This is a genomic window from Pseudomonas sp. SED1 (assembly GCF_034044025.1).
GTDB lineage: Bacteria > Pseudomonadota > Gammaproteobacteria > Pseudomonadales > Pseudomonadaceae > Aquipseudomonas.
Map to the genome: position 1 here is coordinate 1 of NZ_JAXCIS010000065.1, position 15209 is coordinate 15209.

A 15209-nucleotide genomic window follows, 5' to 3' on the forward strand; every position below is an offset into this window, starting at 1 on the left:
CCGAGCCGACTGGTCTTTTTCCGGGCCACAAAAAAAGGCCCCCATTTGGGAGCCTCGTTTTTCAAGCCAATGCATTACATGTTCGGGTAAGTCGGCCCGCCCGCACCTTCCGGTGTCACCCAGGTGATGTTCTGCGAAGGGTCCTTGATGTCACAGGTCTTGCAGTGCACGCAGTTCTGGGCGTTGATCTGGAAGCGCTTCTCGCCGTCTTCCTTGGTGATCACTTCATACACGCCGGCCGGGCAGTAGCGCTGCGCCGGTTCATCGTAGAGCGGCAGGTTGGTGCCGATCGGGATGCTCGGGTCTTTCAGCTTCAGGTGGCAAGGCTGTTCTTCTTCGTGGTTGGTACCGGAGATGAACACCGAGCTCAGCTTGTCGAAGCTCAGCTTGCCGTCGGGTTTCGGGTAGTCGATTTTCTTGCTGTCCTTGGCCAGCTTGAGGCAGGCGTAGTCCGGCTTGGTGTCGTGCAGGGTGAACGGCATTTTGCCGCCGAGGATGTTCTGGTCGAACCAGTTGAAGCCGGCACCCAGGATCGGGCCGAACTTGTGCATCGCCGGGCCGAAGTTGCGGCTGGCGAACAGCTCTTCGTAGAGCCAGCTGTTCTTGAAGCTGTCGACGTAGTTGGTCAACTCGTCGCCGCCTTCGGATTCGGCGAACAGGCGCTCGGCCACGGCGTCAGCGGCGAGCATGCCCGACTTCATGGCAGTGTGGCTGCCCTTGATCTTGGCCACGTTCATGGTGCCCAGGTCGCAGCCGATCAAGGCGCCACCCTTGAATACCATTTTAGGCAGCGAGTTGATGCCACCTTTGGCCAGCGCGCGCGCGCCGTAGCTGATGCGCTTGCCGCCTTCCAGGTACTGGGCCAGCACCGGGTGATGCTTGAGGCGCTGGAACTCGTCGAACGGCGACAGGAAAGTGTTGCTGTAGGACAGGTCGACGATCAGGCCGACCACCACTTGGTTGTTTTCCAGGTGATAGAGGAACGAGCCGCCGGTGTTCTCGTTGCTCATGATGTCCAGCGGCCAACCGGCGGTGTGCACCACCAGGCCAGGCTGATGTTTGGCCGGGTCGATTTCCCAGATTTCTTTCAGGCCGATGCCGTAGTGCTGGGCATCAGCGTCGCTGTCCAGGTTGAAGCGCTGGATCAGTTGCTTGCCGATGTGGCCACGGCAACCTTCGGCGAACAGCGTGTACTTGCCACGCAGTTCCATGCCTGGGGTGTAGACGCCTTCTTTTGGATGGCCTTCACGGTCGACGCCGAGGTCACCGGTGATGATCCCGCGCACCACGCCGTTTTCGTCGAACAGTGCTTCCTGGGCGGCGAAGCCCGGGTAGACTTCCACACCTAGGTTCTCGGCCTGCTGGGCGAGCCAACGGCACAGGTTGCCCAGGGAGATAATGTAGTTGCCTTCGTTGTGCATGGTCTTGGGCACAAAGAAGTCAGGCACCTTGGTGGCCGCTTCGCTGGAGCGCAGTACATAGATGTCATCACGCACAACAGGGGTGTTGAGCGGTGCACCGAGTTCTTTCCAGTCCGGGAACAATTCGTTCAGGGCACGGGGTTCAAACACGGCACCGGACAGGATGTGAGCGCCGACTTCGGAGCCTTTTTCGACCACGCAGACGCTGATTTCCTTACCGGCTTCGGCGGCCTTCTGCTTCAATCGGCAGGCGGCAGACAGGCCTGCCGGGCCAGCGCCGACGATGACCACGTCGAATTCCATGTATTCGCGTTCCACAGGCTATCTCCTACTCAAGGCTCAACGGCTTTTTTTTCTAATGGGTGGAGGTTCGGTAGTCCGTCCCACAATGCCTGCACAAATCTCATGCAAGGGGCAGGGGACGACCCACCTTTCTCTCTAGGTGGCGCATTATATCTACACCACTCTCAGCGTCCAATACAAACGTTTGTTTGAATTGCCCGCAAGCTAGGTAAATCAAAGCAACGCGGCTTATAACTGACCATTTTGCCGTATTGACCGGAATAGGCGTTCCGGTCAATATACGGTCGGTTTTGCGCATCCCGTAGGCAGACTGTGGGTTTCAAGGCCACCTCGAAAAACAGGCTGAAGGCAAATAAGGGTGACGCGCGAGCCACGATGGCGCGCAGTTTACACGCCACGATAATGAATGACCTCTCAGTCACCGCTGACGAACGGTCATCACTCCCGTGAGCAAGGTCCCCCGCCGACGATTGCCGGTGTTTTTGGAGGTGCCCTTGTGTGCCGATGAGCATCAAACCGCCAGGTTCGCCTAGGCGACTTTCTTTTCACCGGAGAGTAACGAGGAATCCATGAAGGTTCTTGTAGCTGTCAAACGCGTTGTCGATTACAACGTGAAAGTTCGCGTCAAGGCGGACAATTCCGGCGTCGACCTCGCTAACGTCAAGATGTCGATGAACCCTTTCTGCGAAATCGCCGTGGAAGAAGCCGTACGCCTGAAAGAGAAAGGCGTTGCGACTGAAATCGTCGTCGTTTCCATCGGTCCGACCACTGCTCAAGAGCAGCTGCGTACCGCCCTGGCGCTGGGTGCCGATCGCGCCATCCTCGTCGAATCCGCTGAAGAGCTGACTTCCCTGGCCGTTGCCAAGTTGTTGAAAGCTGTTGTCGACAAGGAACAGCCATCGCTGGTGATCCTCGGCAAACAAGCCATCGACAGCGACAACAACCAGACTGGCCAGATGCTGGCTGCACTGACCGGTTACGGCCAGGGCACCTTCGCCTCGAAAGTCGAAGTGAGCGGCGACAAGGTTGCCGTGACCCGCGAAATCGACGGCGGCGCGCAAACCGTTTCCCTGAAACTGCCCGCCATCGTCACCACCGACCTGCGTTTGAACGAGCCGCGCTACGCGTCCCTGCCAAACATCATGAAAGCCAAGAAGAAGCCTCTCGAAGTGCTGACTCCGGATGCTTTGGGCGTTTCCACCGCCTCCACCAACAAGACCGTCAAAGTCGAAGCGCCGGCTGCACGCAGCGCGGGCATCAAGGTCAAGTCGGTGGCTGAACTGGTCGAGAAACTGAAAAACGAAGCGAAGGTAATCTAACCATGACTATCTTGGTAATCGCAGAACACGACAACAAGGTCGTGGCTCCGGCCACCCTGAACACTGTCGCCGCCGCCGCCAAAATCGGTGGTGATATCCACGTCCTGGTCGCTGGCCAAAACGTTGGTGCCGTGGCTGAGGCCGCTGCCAAAATCGCTGGCGTGAGCAAAGTACTGGTTGCCGACAACGCAGCCTACGCTCACCAGTTGCCGGAAAACGTTGCCCCGCTGGTTGCAGAGCTGGGCGCTGGTTACAGCCACATCCTGGCTGCCGCCACTTCCAACGGCAAAAACATCCTGCCGCGCGTTGCCGCGCAGCTGGACGTTGACCAGATCTCCGAGATCGTTTCGGTTGAAAGCGCCGACACCTTCAAGCGTCCGATCTATGCCGGTAACGCCATCGCTACCGTGCAGTCCACTGCCTCGGTTAAAGTCATCACCGTGCGTGCCACCGGTTTCGACCCGGTTGCTGCTGAAGGTGGTTCGGCTGCGGTTGAAGCGGTCGCTGCTGCTCACGACGCTGGCACTTCCAGCTTCGTAGGCGAAGAGCTGGCCAAGTCCGATCGTCCGGAACTGACCGCTGCCAAGATCGTCGTTTCCGGCGGTCGTGGCATGCAGAACGGTGACAACTTCAAGCACCTGTACGCCCTGGCTGACAAGCTGGGCGCTGCGGTCGGCGCTTCCCGCGCTGCCGTCGACGCAGGTTTTGTACCGAACGACATGCAGGTCGGCCAGACCGGCAAAATCGTTGCGCCACAGCTGTACATCGCCGTCGGTATCTCCGGCGCGATCCAGCATTTGGCCGGTATGAAAGATTCCAAGGTGATCGTTGCGATCAACAAGGACGAAGAAGCGCCGATCTTCCAGGTGGCTGATTATGGCCTGGTGGCAGACTTGTTCGAAGCCGTACCCGAGTTGGAGAAGCTGGTCTAATCCAGCCGCTTCACTTATAAAGAGCCCGGTCTTTTGACCGGGCTTTTTTTTGCCCGGTAATTTTTGAATGGGAGAACCCTGCCATGGAATTGCGTCCCTGGACTGTACTGCTGGCCCTGTCACTGCTGCCGACGGTGTCGCTGGCGGCTGGCAAATGTGATCGCCTGGTGATCACCGGCAGCCCGGACGCACCGCCTTATCTGTGGCGTGATCCCCAAGACCCCACGCACTTGATCGGCGCCACCGCCGACATGTTGCAGCAAGTGGCCAAAGACATCGGGGTGAAAATCGACCTGCTGTACGGCGGCAAGCGCTCCGTGGCTCTGGACGAAGTGCGCAGTGGGCGCATGGACATCCTCGCCGACGCACCGTTGACCCTCGACGCCTTGGACGCCTTCGATTACATCCACCCGGCACTGGTGCAAACCGATTATCTGGTCTGGACCCGCAAGGATTCGACCCTGGAATATAAACAGCCCGGCGACCTGCATGGCCACAAGGGCGCGGTGTCGGAAAGGGCACGCCTGAGCCGCGACTTTGAAACCTTGGCTGCCGAGCAACTGACCTTGCAACGCTTGCCCAGCCTGACCCCGGCGTTCCAGAAACTGCTGCTGGGGGAAGTGGACTACGTACTCGCCGGACGGTATTCCGGCATGGCCATGGCCCAGACCCTGGGCATGAGCAACGACCTGGTGGCGCGGGAAATACCCATCGACCAACCGGGCCTGTACCTGGCAATTTCCCACAACTCCGCCTGCAACGATCCGTGGTTGCGCGGACAGCTCGCCAAAAAGATGACAGAATTGCCCGCGTCCGGTCTGGCGGAAACCGCGCTGCAGAGCAATCTCGAGCGCTGGAAAGCGCAGTTGCAGCAACCCGTCGGCACCCCAACAAAGTAGGGATTTTCAGTGACTATTCGACCTCTTTTCGCGGCCCTCGCCGTTGTAGCTTTGGCGGGATGTGCAGCCGATCCTGCGCCGAATGAACAAATGCGCCTGACCCAGCAAGCCCTGGAGCAAGCCAATGCCGTGGGCGCCGTGGCCGATGACTCGCCCGAGCTGAAGCTGGCTGAAGGCAAGTTCACCCAGGCCAAGGCCGACATGGCCGATGAATCCTACAAGGACGCCCGCATGCAGGCTGAAGAAGCCGAGCTGGACGCCCGCCTGGCGGAAGCCCGGGTGCTGACCCGCAAAAGCCAGGAGCAACTGAACGTGCTCAACACCCGTATCACCCGCCTGCGCAAGCAGTTGCAGTTGGGAGACGCCCAATGAGCCCGTTGATTCGTGGGTTGAGCTGTGTGGTGTTGCTGGGCAGTGCGCTCGGTGGTTGCGCGACCCATCCCGACAGTAACCTCGCCTTGCAACAGGCGAGCAGTGACTTCCAGAAGGTCAAGGAAGACTCGAATGTGCTGCGTATCGCGCCCAAGGATGTGATTCGCGCGGGTGAGTCCCTGGCCCGTGCCGACCGTTTCTCCAGCTTCTGGGGCAGCGGCGCCGATGTGGCGCATTACGCCTACCTGAGCCAGCGCTACAGCGCGATCGCCCGGGAACACACCGAGCAGGCACTTAACCAGGAGCGCGGGGTCAAGCTGGAGCTGGAACGCCAGCGCCTGCAGCTGGCCCTGCGTGAAGCCAAGCTGGCCAGCGTGCAGCAACAGGGCAAATGGATTGAGGCGCAGATTTCCAGCCTGACCACCGTCCAGCCTGATCGCGGGTTGGTGATGACGCTGGGTGACGTGCTGTTCGACACTGGCGAGGCAGAGCTGCAAAACTCGGCCAACCGCACGGTGCTCAAAGTCGTACAGTTCCTGCAGTTGAACCCCAAGCGCGTGGTGCGCATCGAGGGTTACACCGACAATACCGGTGGCGAGCAGGAAAACCTCAAACTGTCCCGGGACCGCGCCCAAGCGGTGGCGGATCTGCTGAGCGACCTGGGCATTGATGAAAAACGCATCCAGGTCGAAGGCTACGGCGATCAGTACCCGGTTGACGTCAACGCTTCGGAGCGTGGTCGGGCGCAGAACCGTCGGGTAGAGATTGTGTTCTCCGACGAGAAAGGCCAGCTGGGCGCTGCTCGCTAAACCTGTTGTTCAAGATGAAGGGGTGATTCCTGTGGGAGCTGTCGAGCCCCAGCGAGGCTGCGATAGGATCGCCTCGGTGAACCTGCGAGACCTCAGTGCCTGCATCGCAGCCTCGCTGGGGCTCGACAGCTCCCACAAAAGCCCGATCAGTGATCGGGTTTTTTGTGCCCGCGATTCAGTTAGCGACCCTTACAGTTTTTTCTATCACTGCCGCCCGCGCTCGACTATTGTGGCAACTGTCCCCGTACACTTCTAAACTGTGCCGGTATGTTTCACACAAAAATAAAATACCCGTGAAATCGAGTGCTGCGTCATGACCAATCTGTTGCTCTACCAACGTATCGCCCAGCAACTGGCTGAGGATATCCGCCGCGGTGTCTATCAACCGGGCGAGCGCGTGCCTTCGGTGCGCAAAATGAGCTCCCAGCTCAACGTCAGCCACGCCACCGTGTTGCAGGCCTACGCGAACCTGGAAGACCAGGGTTTGATTCGCGCGCGGCCGCAGTCCGGGTATTACGTGCACCAGACACCTGCGCTCACCGCGCCGACGCCGGACATCGCCCGGGTCGAGCGTCCAGGGTTGGTCACCCGCAGCAGCATCATTCAACAGGTGTTGGTCGAATCCCGCCGCGAAGGTGTGTTCCCGCTGGGTGCTGCCGTGCCGAGTGTCGACTACCTGCCGGTGCGTGCGTTGCATCAGCAACTGGCCAAGGTCACGCGCTTCCAGAGCCCGCGGGCGTTCAGCTACATGTTCAGCCCGGGTTTTGAACCGCTGCGGCGCCAAGTGGCAATCCGTATGCGGGATGCCGGGGTGGTGGTCGATCCGTCCGAAGTGGTGATCACCCACGGGTGTGTCGACGCATTGCAAATGTCGCTACGGGTCCTGACCCGTCCCGGCGACTTGATCGCAGCCGAGTCGCCGACGTACTACGGCTTGCTGCAACTGGCGGATTTGCTCGGCCTGAAGGTCATCGAAATCCCCAGCGACCCGGCTACCGGCATGAGCCTGGAAGCCCTGCAACTGGCCGCCAACCAATGGTCGATCAAGGCTCTGGTGCTGACCACGCGCCTGAGCAATCCCCTGGGCGGCACCATGCCCGAAGAGCGGCAGAAACAGTTGCTGCGCCTGGCCTCGGATTTCGACATCCAAGTGGTGGAAGACGATATCTACGGCGAACTGATGTTCGAACTGGGCCGCACCAAGGCGCTCAAAGCCTACGACCGCCTGGACCGGGTCATCTATTGCTCGAGTTTCTCCAAGACCTTGTCACCGGGCATCCGCATCGGCTGGATGATTGCCGGCAAGTACCAGCAGGAAATCCAGCGCCTGCAGATGTTCAGCACCCATTCGGCCTGCAGCGTGACCCAGATGGGCACGGCGGCGTACCTGGAAAACGGCGGTTACGACCGGCATTTGCGCTATATCCGCCAGGAATACCGCAAGAACCTCAGCGCCTTCCAGCTGGCCGTGCAGCAATATTTCCCCGAAGGCACCCAGATGACCCGGCCGACAGGCGGCTTTATCCTGTGGGTCAGTTTGCCGGGACGGGTCAATACCCAGGAACTGCACGTGCGCGCATTGCAGCAGGGCATCAGCATTGCACCGGGGCTGATCTTCAGTAATACGGAACAGTTCAACCACTGTATTCGCCTGAACTGCGGCACGCCGTGGAACCGCGAGGCCGAGCGCGCGCTGATGACCCTTGGCATGCTGGCAAGCCAGTTATGCCAGGAGACTGCAGCGGGTTTATGAGGCGTGGAAAGGGGACACGAAGGGTAGCTGGCTAATTACCATGCTTGTCATACCGTCCTCAACAAGCGAGCATATGGCCTTCTGCCGTTAATGCTGCTGGCGATATGACTTATACCTTTCCTGCTGCGCTGCTGATTTGCCTGTTAAGCCTGGGGAACACGGGTGTTGTACTGGCGGCTCCCGCCAGTGAAACGGCGCCTGCTGCCAGCACCCAGCAAAAAGTAACAGCAAAAAAAGCCGCTCCCGTAAAGAAGGCACCGGTGGCAAAGAAAGCTCCGGCAAAGAAAGCCGCGCCTACTAAAAAACGTGCGCCTATCGCCAGCAAATCAAAATCGGCCCACGAAGTGGCCAAAACTAAGTTGCCGCCGGCAGAGCTGGATTTGAGCCTGCCGTCCAATATGGTCCGGCATCTGCAACCCCTCGGCACCATGCCGCAGCCAAAGAACGTGCCGCTGCTGCCGCCGATGTTTGCCGAGAAGCCCACGGATAACAGCGCGTTCCAGATCAACGGGCGCCTGCTCAGCAATGAAATGCAGTTGCAATTGCGCAACGAAGAACGCCGCGAAGTAGAAGGTGCGGCGCTGGATTTTGAATTCAAGCAATAAACCCGACGAGTAAAAGTGACGCGCACTCCTGACCTTCTGTCGCAGACTGGTCAGTCACTTTTGTTTTCGGTGAAAATCCCCTGTTAAGCCAATTTAAAACGTCTGTTTAAGGGCGTAGTCTTACGTGGCTATCAACACTGAGTTGTCGAGGATCTGTTCGTCATGAAATGCCGTGAAGGCTGTGGCGCTTGCTGCATTGCTCCATCCATCAGTTCTCCGTTGCCGGGAATGCCTGCCGGCAAACCTGCGGGCGAACGCTGCCTGCATCTTTCGGTCGAACAACTGTGCCAGTTGTTTGGTCAGCCAGAGCGGCCGGCGGTGTGCAGTTCGTTCCAGGCGGATATCGAGGTCTGTGGCAACAGCCAGGCAGAAGCGATCAAGTTGATCGGCTGGTGGGAACAGATGACCGCGGCTTAGTGGGCTGTTCAAAGTACTGAACTTCAACAATAAGGAATAAGACCATGGGTTCACTGAAACGAATTGCTGTGTTGTGCGGTTTTACCGTGATGTTTGCTGGCGCAGCGCAGGCTGAAGACTGGCAGACTGCCAAGGATGAAGACGGCATCAAAGTGTCGTTGAGTGAAATTGCCGGCTCCAAATACAAGGCTTATCGCGGTGTGACTACCATCAAGGCGCCGCTGGCCAAGATCCAGGCGTTGCAGGAAGACGTGGCCGGGGCCTGTTCCTGGATCCACGAATGCAAATCGCAAAAACTGCTTAAGCAAGAAGGTGACAAGAGCTGGACCTACACCCAGTTCAAGGCGCCGTTCCCGGTCACCGACCGTGACTCGATCCTGGAAATCACCACCACCAAGGCCGCTGACGGCAGCGTGACCCGCAAGCTATTGGAAGTGCCGACTTACCAGCCCGAAGTCAAAGGCTATGTGCGCGTAGCCCAGGTTGACGGTTATTGGAAGCTGGTACCTAAAGGCGACAACCTGACCGAAGTGACCTACCAGGTGCACACCGAGCCAGGTGGCAGCGTGCCGTCGTGGTTGGCCAACAAGTTTGTGGTGGACGCACCGTTCAACACCTTGAAAGCTTTGAAAGAACACGCTGAAAAATAACTGCAGCTGATCAGTTGCCTCCTGCCTTGAGTGGAACGATCTCCAAGCCCTCAAGGTCCAGATAGAGGTAAGCCCACTCTTGGGTTTTATCGAGGAGGCACTGATGCCAAAGTGGAATGTTTCCTTCACTGATGATGACGGTCAGATAAAGGTCGTGCAGTTCGACTGTGAGCACGAGCCTTCGTTGGAAGAGGCCGCGCACTTGCTTCGCAACCGCGTCGCGCCAGCGTTGAAAGAGCTGGATCTCAACGACCTTGAGGGGCGTACCGAGAAGCCCACGGTCAAGAGTTTGAAGGACCTGAACAGCATCGAAATCCTCACTGTCACCAAAGACGCCTGAACATTTCCTGTACGTCATTCATGACCCTCTGGTGGAGCTGAAAGCTTCGCGTTACTCTGCAATCGAGATCAGCGAATGAATCGCTAAGGTCTGGTCTTGTCAGCTACATGCTTGTCTCCCAGCGGCGACGTCATTGCCGTAACACCCGCGCCGTTACAGCGCGGGCCTTGGGAAGCACGGAAAGTCTATCCATCGGTTTGAGGAGGACGTTTCATGAGCACAGCCTATCAAGAAGACATCAGCACCAACGTGTTGCGCCGCATGAAAGAGGGCGGCTTTGACTTCTCACGTTTCCACCCCATCGAGTTCTACGCCATTTTCCCGGATGAGGAACGTGCGCGCCGGGCTGCGGGTCGGTTTCGTGGGGAATCCCTGAATGCCCAGGTCAGCGCGCGGGATGACGGCGCCTGGTACCTGGAACTGAGCAAAATCATGTTCGCCACCTACGACGGCATAGGAGACTTCGAGCAGGACTTTGAGGCGGTGGTCGAGCCCTTGGGCGGGATCATTGAGGGATGGGGCGTCAAACAGGAGGTGCGTGGGTTACCCATGTAGCGGCATGAGCAATAACACAGCGTATCGGCTGACCTTTGGGTCGGCCGTTTTTGTTTCTGGCTTGGGAAAAATCCTGCACAAAAAAAAGCCACCCGAGCAGGGTGGCCAAAGGGAAGATCGGAGCGAAGGGGAACCGATCGGTACATGCCGTATCACGTTACCCATCAAGCAAAGGGTGAGGCTGTAGGACATGTCCTGTTCAGCCGATGGTGGTGATTATCCCCAGGGTTTGCCGGGCAGTGAAATCAACTCTGACTATGCTGGTGATAGTCATGGCCTGCATTGCAATGAGGCGCCGCCCATGACAGCGGGCATTTGCTGCACCGGGACGGTGCGGTGAGACCTGCGCCTATATCCAACTGATTGATACTTAAGTGTTTATGCCGCTGGCACGGGCCTTGCGATGGTTCTGGCGTCCGGGTGACAAGGAGTACGGCATGATCCGCACTTATTATGATGAGATGTACGATGGGGCAGGGCTTGTGCGCCCCCATTACCGCGAATTCGCCCGCTGGTTGGCCGAGACGCCTGCGGAACTGCTGGCCCAGCGCCGGCGTGAAGCCGATTTGCTGTTTCACCGGGCCGGTATCACCTTCACGCTGTACGGCGATGAGCAAGGCACCGAACGCCTGATTCCCTTCGACACGATTCCCCGCAGCATCCCGGCCAGTGAGTGGCGGATCGTCGAGCGCGGCTGTATCCAACGGGTTAAGGCGCTGAACATGTTCCTCGCCGACCTGTACCACGAACAACGGATCATCAAGGCCGGGATCATCCCTGCCGAGCAAGTGCTGGCCAACGAGCAATACCAGTTGGCGATGCAGGGCCTGGACCTGCACCGCGATATCTATTCCCACATCTCCGGCGTCGACCTCGTACGCGATGGCGACGGTACTTACTACGTCCTCGAAGACAACCTGCGCACCCCCAGCGGTGTCAGCTACATGCTCGAAGACCGCAAGATGATGATGCGCCTGTTCCCCGAGCTGTTTGCTGCCCAGCGCATCGCACCCATCGATCACTACCCCAACCTGTTGCTCGACACCCTGAAAAGCTCCAGCCCGTTGGATAACCCCAGCGTGGTGGTACTCACTCCGGGGCGTTTCAACAGTGCGTTCTTCGAACATGCGTTCCTGGCCCGTGAAATGGGCGTGGAACTGGTGGAAGGCGCCGACCTGTTTGTACGTGATGACCGTGTGTTCATGCGCACCACCGACGGCCCCAAGGCTGTGGATGTCATTTACCGCCGCCTTGACGACGCCTTCCTCGACCCGCTGGCCTTCAACCCGGACTCCATGCTCGGCGTGCCGGGCCTGCTGGCGGCTTACCGCTCGGGCAATGTGGTGCTGGCGAATGCCATCGGCACCGGGGTGGCGGATGACAAGTCGGTGTACCCCTTCGTCACCGAGATGATCCGTTTTTACCTGGATGAAGAGCCGATCCTGAAGAATGTTCCGACGTTCCAGTGCCGTAATCCCAGTGAACTGTCCCACGTGCTGGCCAACCTTCCGGAACTGGTGGTGAAGGAAACCCAGGGCTCCGGCGGCTACGGCATGTTGGTCGGCCCGGCCGCCTCGGCGGCGGAAATCGAAGCCTTCCGCGCACGCATCAAGGCCAAGCCCCACGCCTATATCGCGCAGCCAACCCTGTGCCTGTCGACCTGCCCGACCTTCGTCGAAAACGGCATCGCCCCGCGCCACATCGACCTGCGCCCGTTCGTGTTGCAAGGCAAGGAAACTCGCGTGGTGCCGGGCGGCCTGACCCGCGTGGCGCTGCGGGAAGGTTCGCTGGTGGTCAACTCGTCCCAGGGCGGCGGCACCAAAGACACCTGGGTGGTCGAGGATTGAAATATGTTGAGTAGAACTGCCTCGGATTTGTATTGGATGTCGCGCTATCTGGAGCGTGCGGAAAACCTCGCGCGGATGCTCGACGTCAGTTATTCGCTGTCGCTGATGCCCCAGGACGGGCGCGGCGATGGCTTGCATGAACTGGCAATGCCGCTGCTGATCACCGGCACCCTCGACGATTACCGCGAGCGTCACGGCGAGCTGCACGCCGAGCGCCTGCTGCACTTCTTCGCTCTGGATGCGGCCAATCCGGCGAGCATCTACAGCTGCCTCGGTGCGGCGCGGGCCAGTGCTCACGCCGTGCGTGGGCGAATTACCGCCGACATGTGGGAAAACATCAACGCCACCTGGCTGGAAATTCGCGACATCGCCCAGCAAGGCTTGAGTCGTTACGGCATGAGTCGGTTCTGCGAGTGGGTCAAGGAACGTTCCCACCTGTTCCGTGGCGCCACCTACGGCACGATCATGCGTAACGACGCTTTTCGTTTTATCCGCCTCGGCACCTTTATCGAACGCGCCGACAACACGCTGCGCCTGCTGGATGCCCGCTATGAAATGGCCGGCGACCAGGCCGAAGCGGTCACCGATGGCACCGCCCACGCCTACTATCAGTGGAGTGCGCTATTAAGGGCCTTGTCCTCTTTCGAGGCCTACACCGAGATCTACCGCGACGCCCCCGGCGCCCGGCAAGTCGCCGAGCTGTTGCTACTACGCGCCGACGTCCCGCGCTCGCTGCGGGCGTGCAGTGAAGAGATCGACCAGATCCTTGGCAGCCTGCCCGGCATCAACGGTCGCCCGGCCCAACGCCTGGCGGCCGAAATGGATGCGCGCCTGCGCTTTACCGCGATCGACGAAATTCTCGAGGAAGGCCTGCACGCTTGGCTGACCGACTTCATCCCGCTCGTGCGCGAGCTGGGCGATGCTATTTACAGTTCCTACCTGGAGGCGGCATGAGACTTTCCATCAGCCACGAAACCACCTACCACTACGAAGACCAGGTGCGCGCCAGCATCCAGTACCTGCGGCTCACGCCCCACGACAGCGAGCGCCAGCACGTCCTTAGCTGGCAACTGGACTTGCCCCGGCCGGTACGGGCGCAACTGGACCCGTTCGGCAATATCCTGCACGTGCTAACCATGGACGAGCCCCACGAAGCCATCATCATCGGCGCCCGTGGCCAGGTGGATATCGACGAATTGCGCGAAGCCGAACATGAGAGCCAGTCGGCGTTTCCGTTCCTGCGCTGCACCCGTTTGACCGAGCCGGACGATGCCTTGCGCAGCTTTGCCGAAAAGCATTGCCACCAGCGCCGCGACCGCAGTGCGTTGATTGATTTAATGCATGCGCTGAACCAGTACATGACCTACTCGCCCGGCTCTACCGAAGTCGACACCTGTGCGGCCAAGGCGTTTGCCGGGCGCGCCGGGGTGTGCCAGGACCACACCCACGCCTTCCTCGCCTGTGCTCGCAGCCTGGGTATTCCGGCGCGGTATGTGTCGGGGTATTTGTACAGCGAAGACTGCGAGCACCTGGCCAGTCATGCCTGGGCCGAAGCCTGGCTGGATGACGCCTGGTACAGCTTTGATGTGACCAACCAACTGGCCCGGCCGGAACGGCATTTGAAGCTGGCGGTGGGCCTGGATTACCTGGACGCCTGCCCGGTGCGGGGCATGCGTCGTGGGGGAGGGCATGAGCAGATGCATGCCAAGGTATTTGTGGCGCCGACACCGGTGATTTCGGTGCAGCAGCAGTAGGATTCCGGGAGAGGGAGCTTTGTGTAGCAGGAAAGCTCTCTGTGCCAGGAAAACTTTTGTGGCGAGGGAGCTTGCTCCCGCTGGGCTGCGAAGCGGCCCCAAAGCATGCCCCCCGAGTTCTGTCTGGAGAAATGTGATTGTCTGATTGGGGCTGCTGCGCAGCCAGCGGGAGCAAGCTCCCTCGCCACAGATTTACCCGAGCCTTAAGGCTGCTTTCTGCCTGCCATATACTTCAAGTACCCCACCAGCAGATCCAGGTCCGCATCCGGCAGCACACTGGCCGAAAACGCCGGCATCTTCGCCTGTGGCCAATGCCGCATGCCTTGCGGGTCGCGGATATAACGCTTGAGGAAATCCCCGGCGAAATATTCAGTAGGGTTGTAGGGAATATTCAAATCCGGTCCCACCTGCGCATCGCCGGCCCCGTTGAGGCGATGACACGCCAGGCAGTTCTTCTGGAACAACGCGAAGCCTTGATTTACCGGATCATTCGCCGCCAGCTTCGGGTCCGGTAACAACGCCGGGAAGCGCTCCGCAACCGTTGTCATTTGCTTGATTCCGGAGATCTGAAACGGCCATTGTTCAGGGCTGATATGCCCGGCCTGCGGGTCCGTCCACACCAGATAAAACGGCCCGGCACTGGGTTTGCCGTCCGCCAGCGGCGGCCAGGGATGCGCCGGGTCTTCTACCGCCAACCAGGCCTGCGAGCCGCTTTTTGACAGCAGCGGCGCCGCCGTCAGTTCCGCGGCAAAGCCGTCAAGCGCCACCGCCTGCAGATGATTTTCCGGCTTGATGCCGGGCAACAGTGCGGCCAGCGGTACCGCGCGATACGTCATGTTGCGCTTGTAGGAAACGTCATCAACGATCTGCACCGTCTGCGCATCCGGGCGCTTGAGCAGCTCGGCGGTTTCCCAGGTTTTGCTGGTGTGGTCCAGCTCGATGGTCAGTTGTGCGGCAGACGCCGGCAGGGCCAGCAGCAGGGTTATAACGACGATGATCTGTTTCAAGGATGGGCCCGTGTTTGAGTGACGATGCGGGTATCACGATACCGCAAAACCACCTGAAACCGGCGCGCAAAACGGCAGCCCCTGACGGGATCGCTATGCGCAATATCCCGAAAGGCGCTGCCAAAGGCTGCGATCCTGGCGCTGTGTCTGCGCAGAATGTGGGGTGTGAGAGGTCACCCAATAACCTTGGTTAGATTGGGCAATATCAGAATCAGTGTGGTGGCGA

At 59.5% G+C, this 15209-nt stretch carries 16 protein-coding genes; 14 read left to right on the forward strand and 2 right to left on the reverse strand.

The annotated features are described in order from the left end of the window. Positions 1-74: 74 nt before the first annotated feature. Complete coding sequence (locus SNL23_RS09835) at positions 75-1739, reverse strand: electron transfer flavoprotein-ubiquinone oxidoreductase (protein WP_318302139.1); 1665 nt, start codon at positions 1737-1739, stop codon at positions 75-77. Positions 1740-2293: 554 nt separating this feature from the next. Between SNL23_RS09835 and SNL23_RS09840 the strand changes: the two genes are divergently transcribed. The 14 genes from SNL23_RS09840 to SNL23_RS09905 all read left to right on the forward strand — a co-directional run bounded on the left by SNL23_RS09840 (position 2294) and on the right by SNL23_RS09905 (position 13976). Next, the gene (locus tag SNL23_RS09840) at positions 2294-3043 is read left to right on the forward strand and encodes an electron transfer flavoprotein subunit beta/FixA family protein (RefSeq protein ID WP_004371224.1); all 750 of its coding nucleotides are present in this window, start codon (positions 2294-2296) and stop codon (positions 3041-3043) included. A gap of 2 nt (positions 3044-3045) precedes the next feature. Next, positions 3046-3975 (forward strand): electron transfer flavoprotein subunit alpha/FixB family protein, encoded by a 930-nt coding sequence (locus SNL23_RS09845; RefSeq protein ID WP_004371223.1) that lies wholly within the window; start codon positions 3046-3048, stop codon positions 3973-3975. 83 nt (positions 3976-4058) lie between these two features. After that, positions 4059-4874: a substrate-binding periplasmic protein gene (locus tag SNL23_RS09850; RefSeq protein ID WP_076015097.1), complete on the forward strand. Its 816-nt coding sequence runs from the start codon at positions 4059-4061 to the stop codon at positions 4872-4874. A 9-nt stretch (positions 4875-4883) separates the two neighbouring features. After that, on the forward strand, positions 4884-5246 hold the full coding sequence (locus tag SNL23_RS09855) for a DUF4398 domain-containing protein (RefSeq protein WP_076015098.1): 363 nt from the start codon (positions 4884-4886) through the stop codon (positions 5244-5246). Beyond that, the gene (locus tag SNL23_RS09860; RefSeq protein ID WP_076015099.1) at positions 5243-6055 is read left to right on the forward strand and encodes an OmpA family protein; all 813 of its coding nucleotides are present in this window, start codon (positions 5243-5245) and stop codon (positions 6053-6055) included. Before SNL23_RS09855 ends, SNL23_RS09860 begins: the two co-directional genes overlap by 4 nt. 313 nt (positions 6056-6368) lie before the next feature. After that, on the forward strand, positions 6369-7808 hold the full coding sequence (locus tag SNL23_RS09865; protein ID WP_076015100.1) for an aminotransferase-like domain-containing protein: 1440 nt from the start codon (positions 6369-6371) through the stop codon (positions 7806-7808). A 104-nt stretch (positions 7809-7912) separates the two neighbouring features. Next, complete coding sequence (locus tag SNL23_RS09870) at positions 7913-8413, forward strand: translation initiation factor 2 (RefSeq protein WP_318302189.1); 501 nt, start codon at positions 7913-7915, stop codon at positions 8411-8413. Positions 8414-8575: 162 nt separating this feature from the next. Further along, positions 8576-8830 carry a YkgJ family cysteine cluster protein gene (locus tag SNL23_RS09875; RefSeq protein WP_076015102.1) on the forward strand — a complete coding sequence of 85 codons (255 nt, stop codon included), beginning with the start codon at positions 8576-8578 and terminating at the stop codon, positions 8828-8830. Positions 8831-8874: 44 nt separating this feature from the next. Beyond that, positions 8875-9480, forward strand: a complete 606-nt coding sequence (locus SNL23_RS09880) for an START domain-containing protein (protein ID WP_167663677.1) — start codon at positions 8875-8877, stop codon at positions 9478-9480. Positions 9481-9559: 79 nt separating this feature from the next. Further along, positions 9560-9820, forward strand: coding sequence for a hypothetical protein (locus tag SNL23_RS09885; protein ID WP_167663676.1), 261 nt, complete (start codon positions 9560-9562; stop codon positions 9818-9820). A 213-nt stretch (positions 9821-10033) separates the two neighbouring features. Next, positions 10034-10375: a ribonuclease E inhibitor RraB gene (locus tag SNL23_RS09890; RefSeq protein WP_003193463.1), complete on the forward strand. Its 342-nt coding sequence runs from the start codon at positions 10034-10036 to the stop codon at positions 10373-10375. Positions 10376-10812: 437 nt separating this feature from the next. Further along, positions 10813-12222: a circularly permuted type 2 ATP-grasp protein gene (locus tag SNL23_RS09895; RefSeq protein WP_076015106.1), complete on the forward strand. Its 1410-nt coding sequence runs from the start codon at positions 10813-10815 to the stop codon at positions 12220-12222. 3 nt (positions 12223-12225) lie between these two features. After that, on the forward strand, positions 12226-13176 hold the full coding sequence (locus tag SNL23_RS09900) for an alpha-E domain-containing protein (protein ID WP_063027996.1): 951 nt from the start codon (positions 12226-12228) through the stop codon (positions 13174-13176). Beyond that, positions 13173-13976, forward strand: a complete 804-nt coding sequence (locus SNL23_RS09905) for a transglutaminase family protein (protein ID WP_318302142.1) — start codon at positions 13173-13175, stop codon at positions 13974-13976. The genes SNL23_RS09900 and SNL23_RS09905 overlap by 4 nt, the downstream gene beginning before the upstream one ends. A gap of 203 nt (positions 13977-14179) precedes the next feature. Here SNL23_RS09905 and SNL23_RS09910 read toward each other — a convergent pair whose 3' ends face one another. Beyond that, positions 14180-14983: a c-type cytochrome gene (locus SNL23_RS09910; RefSeq protein WP_318302144.1), complete on the reverse strand. Its 804-nt coding sequence runs from the start codon at positions 14981-14983 to the stop codon at positions 14180-14182. Positions 14984-15209 lie beyond the last annotated feature (226 nt).

Coding starts and splice junctions, on each gene's coding strand:
- SNL23_RS09850 (WP_076015097.1), top strand. CDS start 4,059: ATGGAATTGCGTCCCTGGACTGTACTGCTGGCCCTGTCACTGCTGCCG.
- SNL23_RS09865 (WP_076015100.1), top strand. CDS start 6,369: ATGACCAATCTGTTGCTCTACCAACGTATCGCCCAGCAACTGGCTGAG.
- SNL23_RS09905 (WP_318302142.1), top strand. CDS start 13,173: ATGAGACTTTCCATCAGCCACGAAACCACCTACCACTACGAAGACCAG.
- SNL23_RS09895 (WP_076015106.1), top strand. CDS start 10,813: ATGATCCGCACTTATTATGATGAGATGTACGATGGGGCAGGGCTTGTG.
- SNL23_RS09845 (WP_004371223.1), top strand. CDS start 3,046: ATGACTATCTTGGTAATCGCAGAACACGACAACAAGGTCGTGGCTCCG.
- SNL23_RS09870 (WP_318302189.1), top strand. CDS start 7,913: ATGACTTATACCTTTCCTGCTGCGCTGCTGATTTGCCTGTTAAGCCTG.
- SNL23_RS09890 (WP_003193463.1), top strand. CDS start 10,034: ATGAGCACAGCCTATCAAGAAGACATCAGCACCAACGTGTTGCGCCGC.
- SNL23_RS09900 (WP_063027996.1), top strand. CDS start 12,226: ATGTTGAGTAGAACTGCCTCGGATTTGTATTGGATGTCGCGCTATCTG.
- SNL23_RS09840 (WP_004371224.1), top strand. CDS start 2,294: ATGAAGGTTCTTGTAGCTGTCAAACGCGTTGTCGATTACAACGTGAAA.
- SNL23_RS09875 (WP_076015102.1), top strand. CDS start 8,576: ATGAAATGCCGTGAAGGCTGTGGCGCTTGCTGCATTGCTCCATCCATC.
- SNL23_RS09880 (WP_167663677.1), top strand. CDS start 8,875: ATGGGTTCACTGAAACGAATTGCTGTGTTGTGCGGTTTTACCGTGATG.
- SNL23_RS09860 (WP_076015099.1), top strand. CDS start 5,243: ATGAGCCCGTTGATTCGTGGGTTGAGCTGTGTGGTGTTGCTGGGCAGT.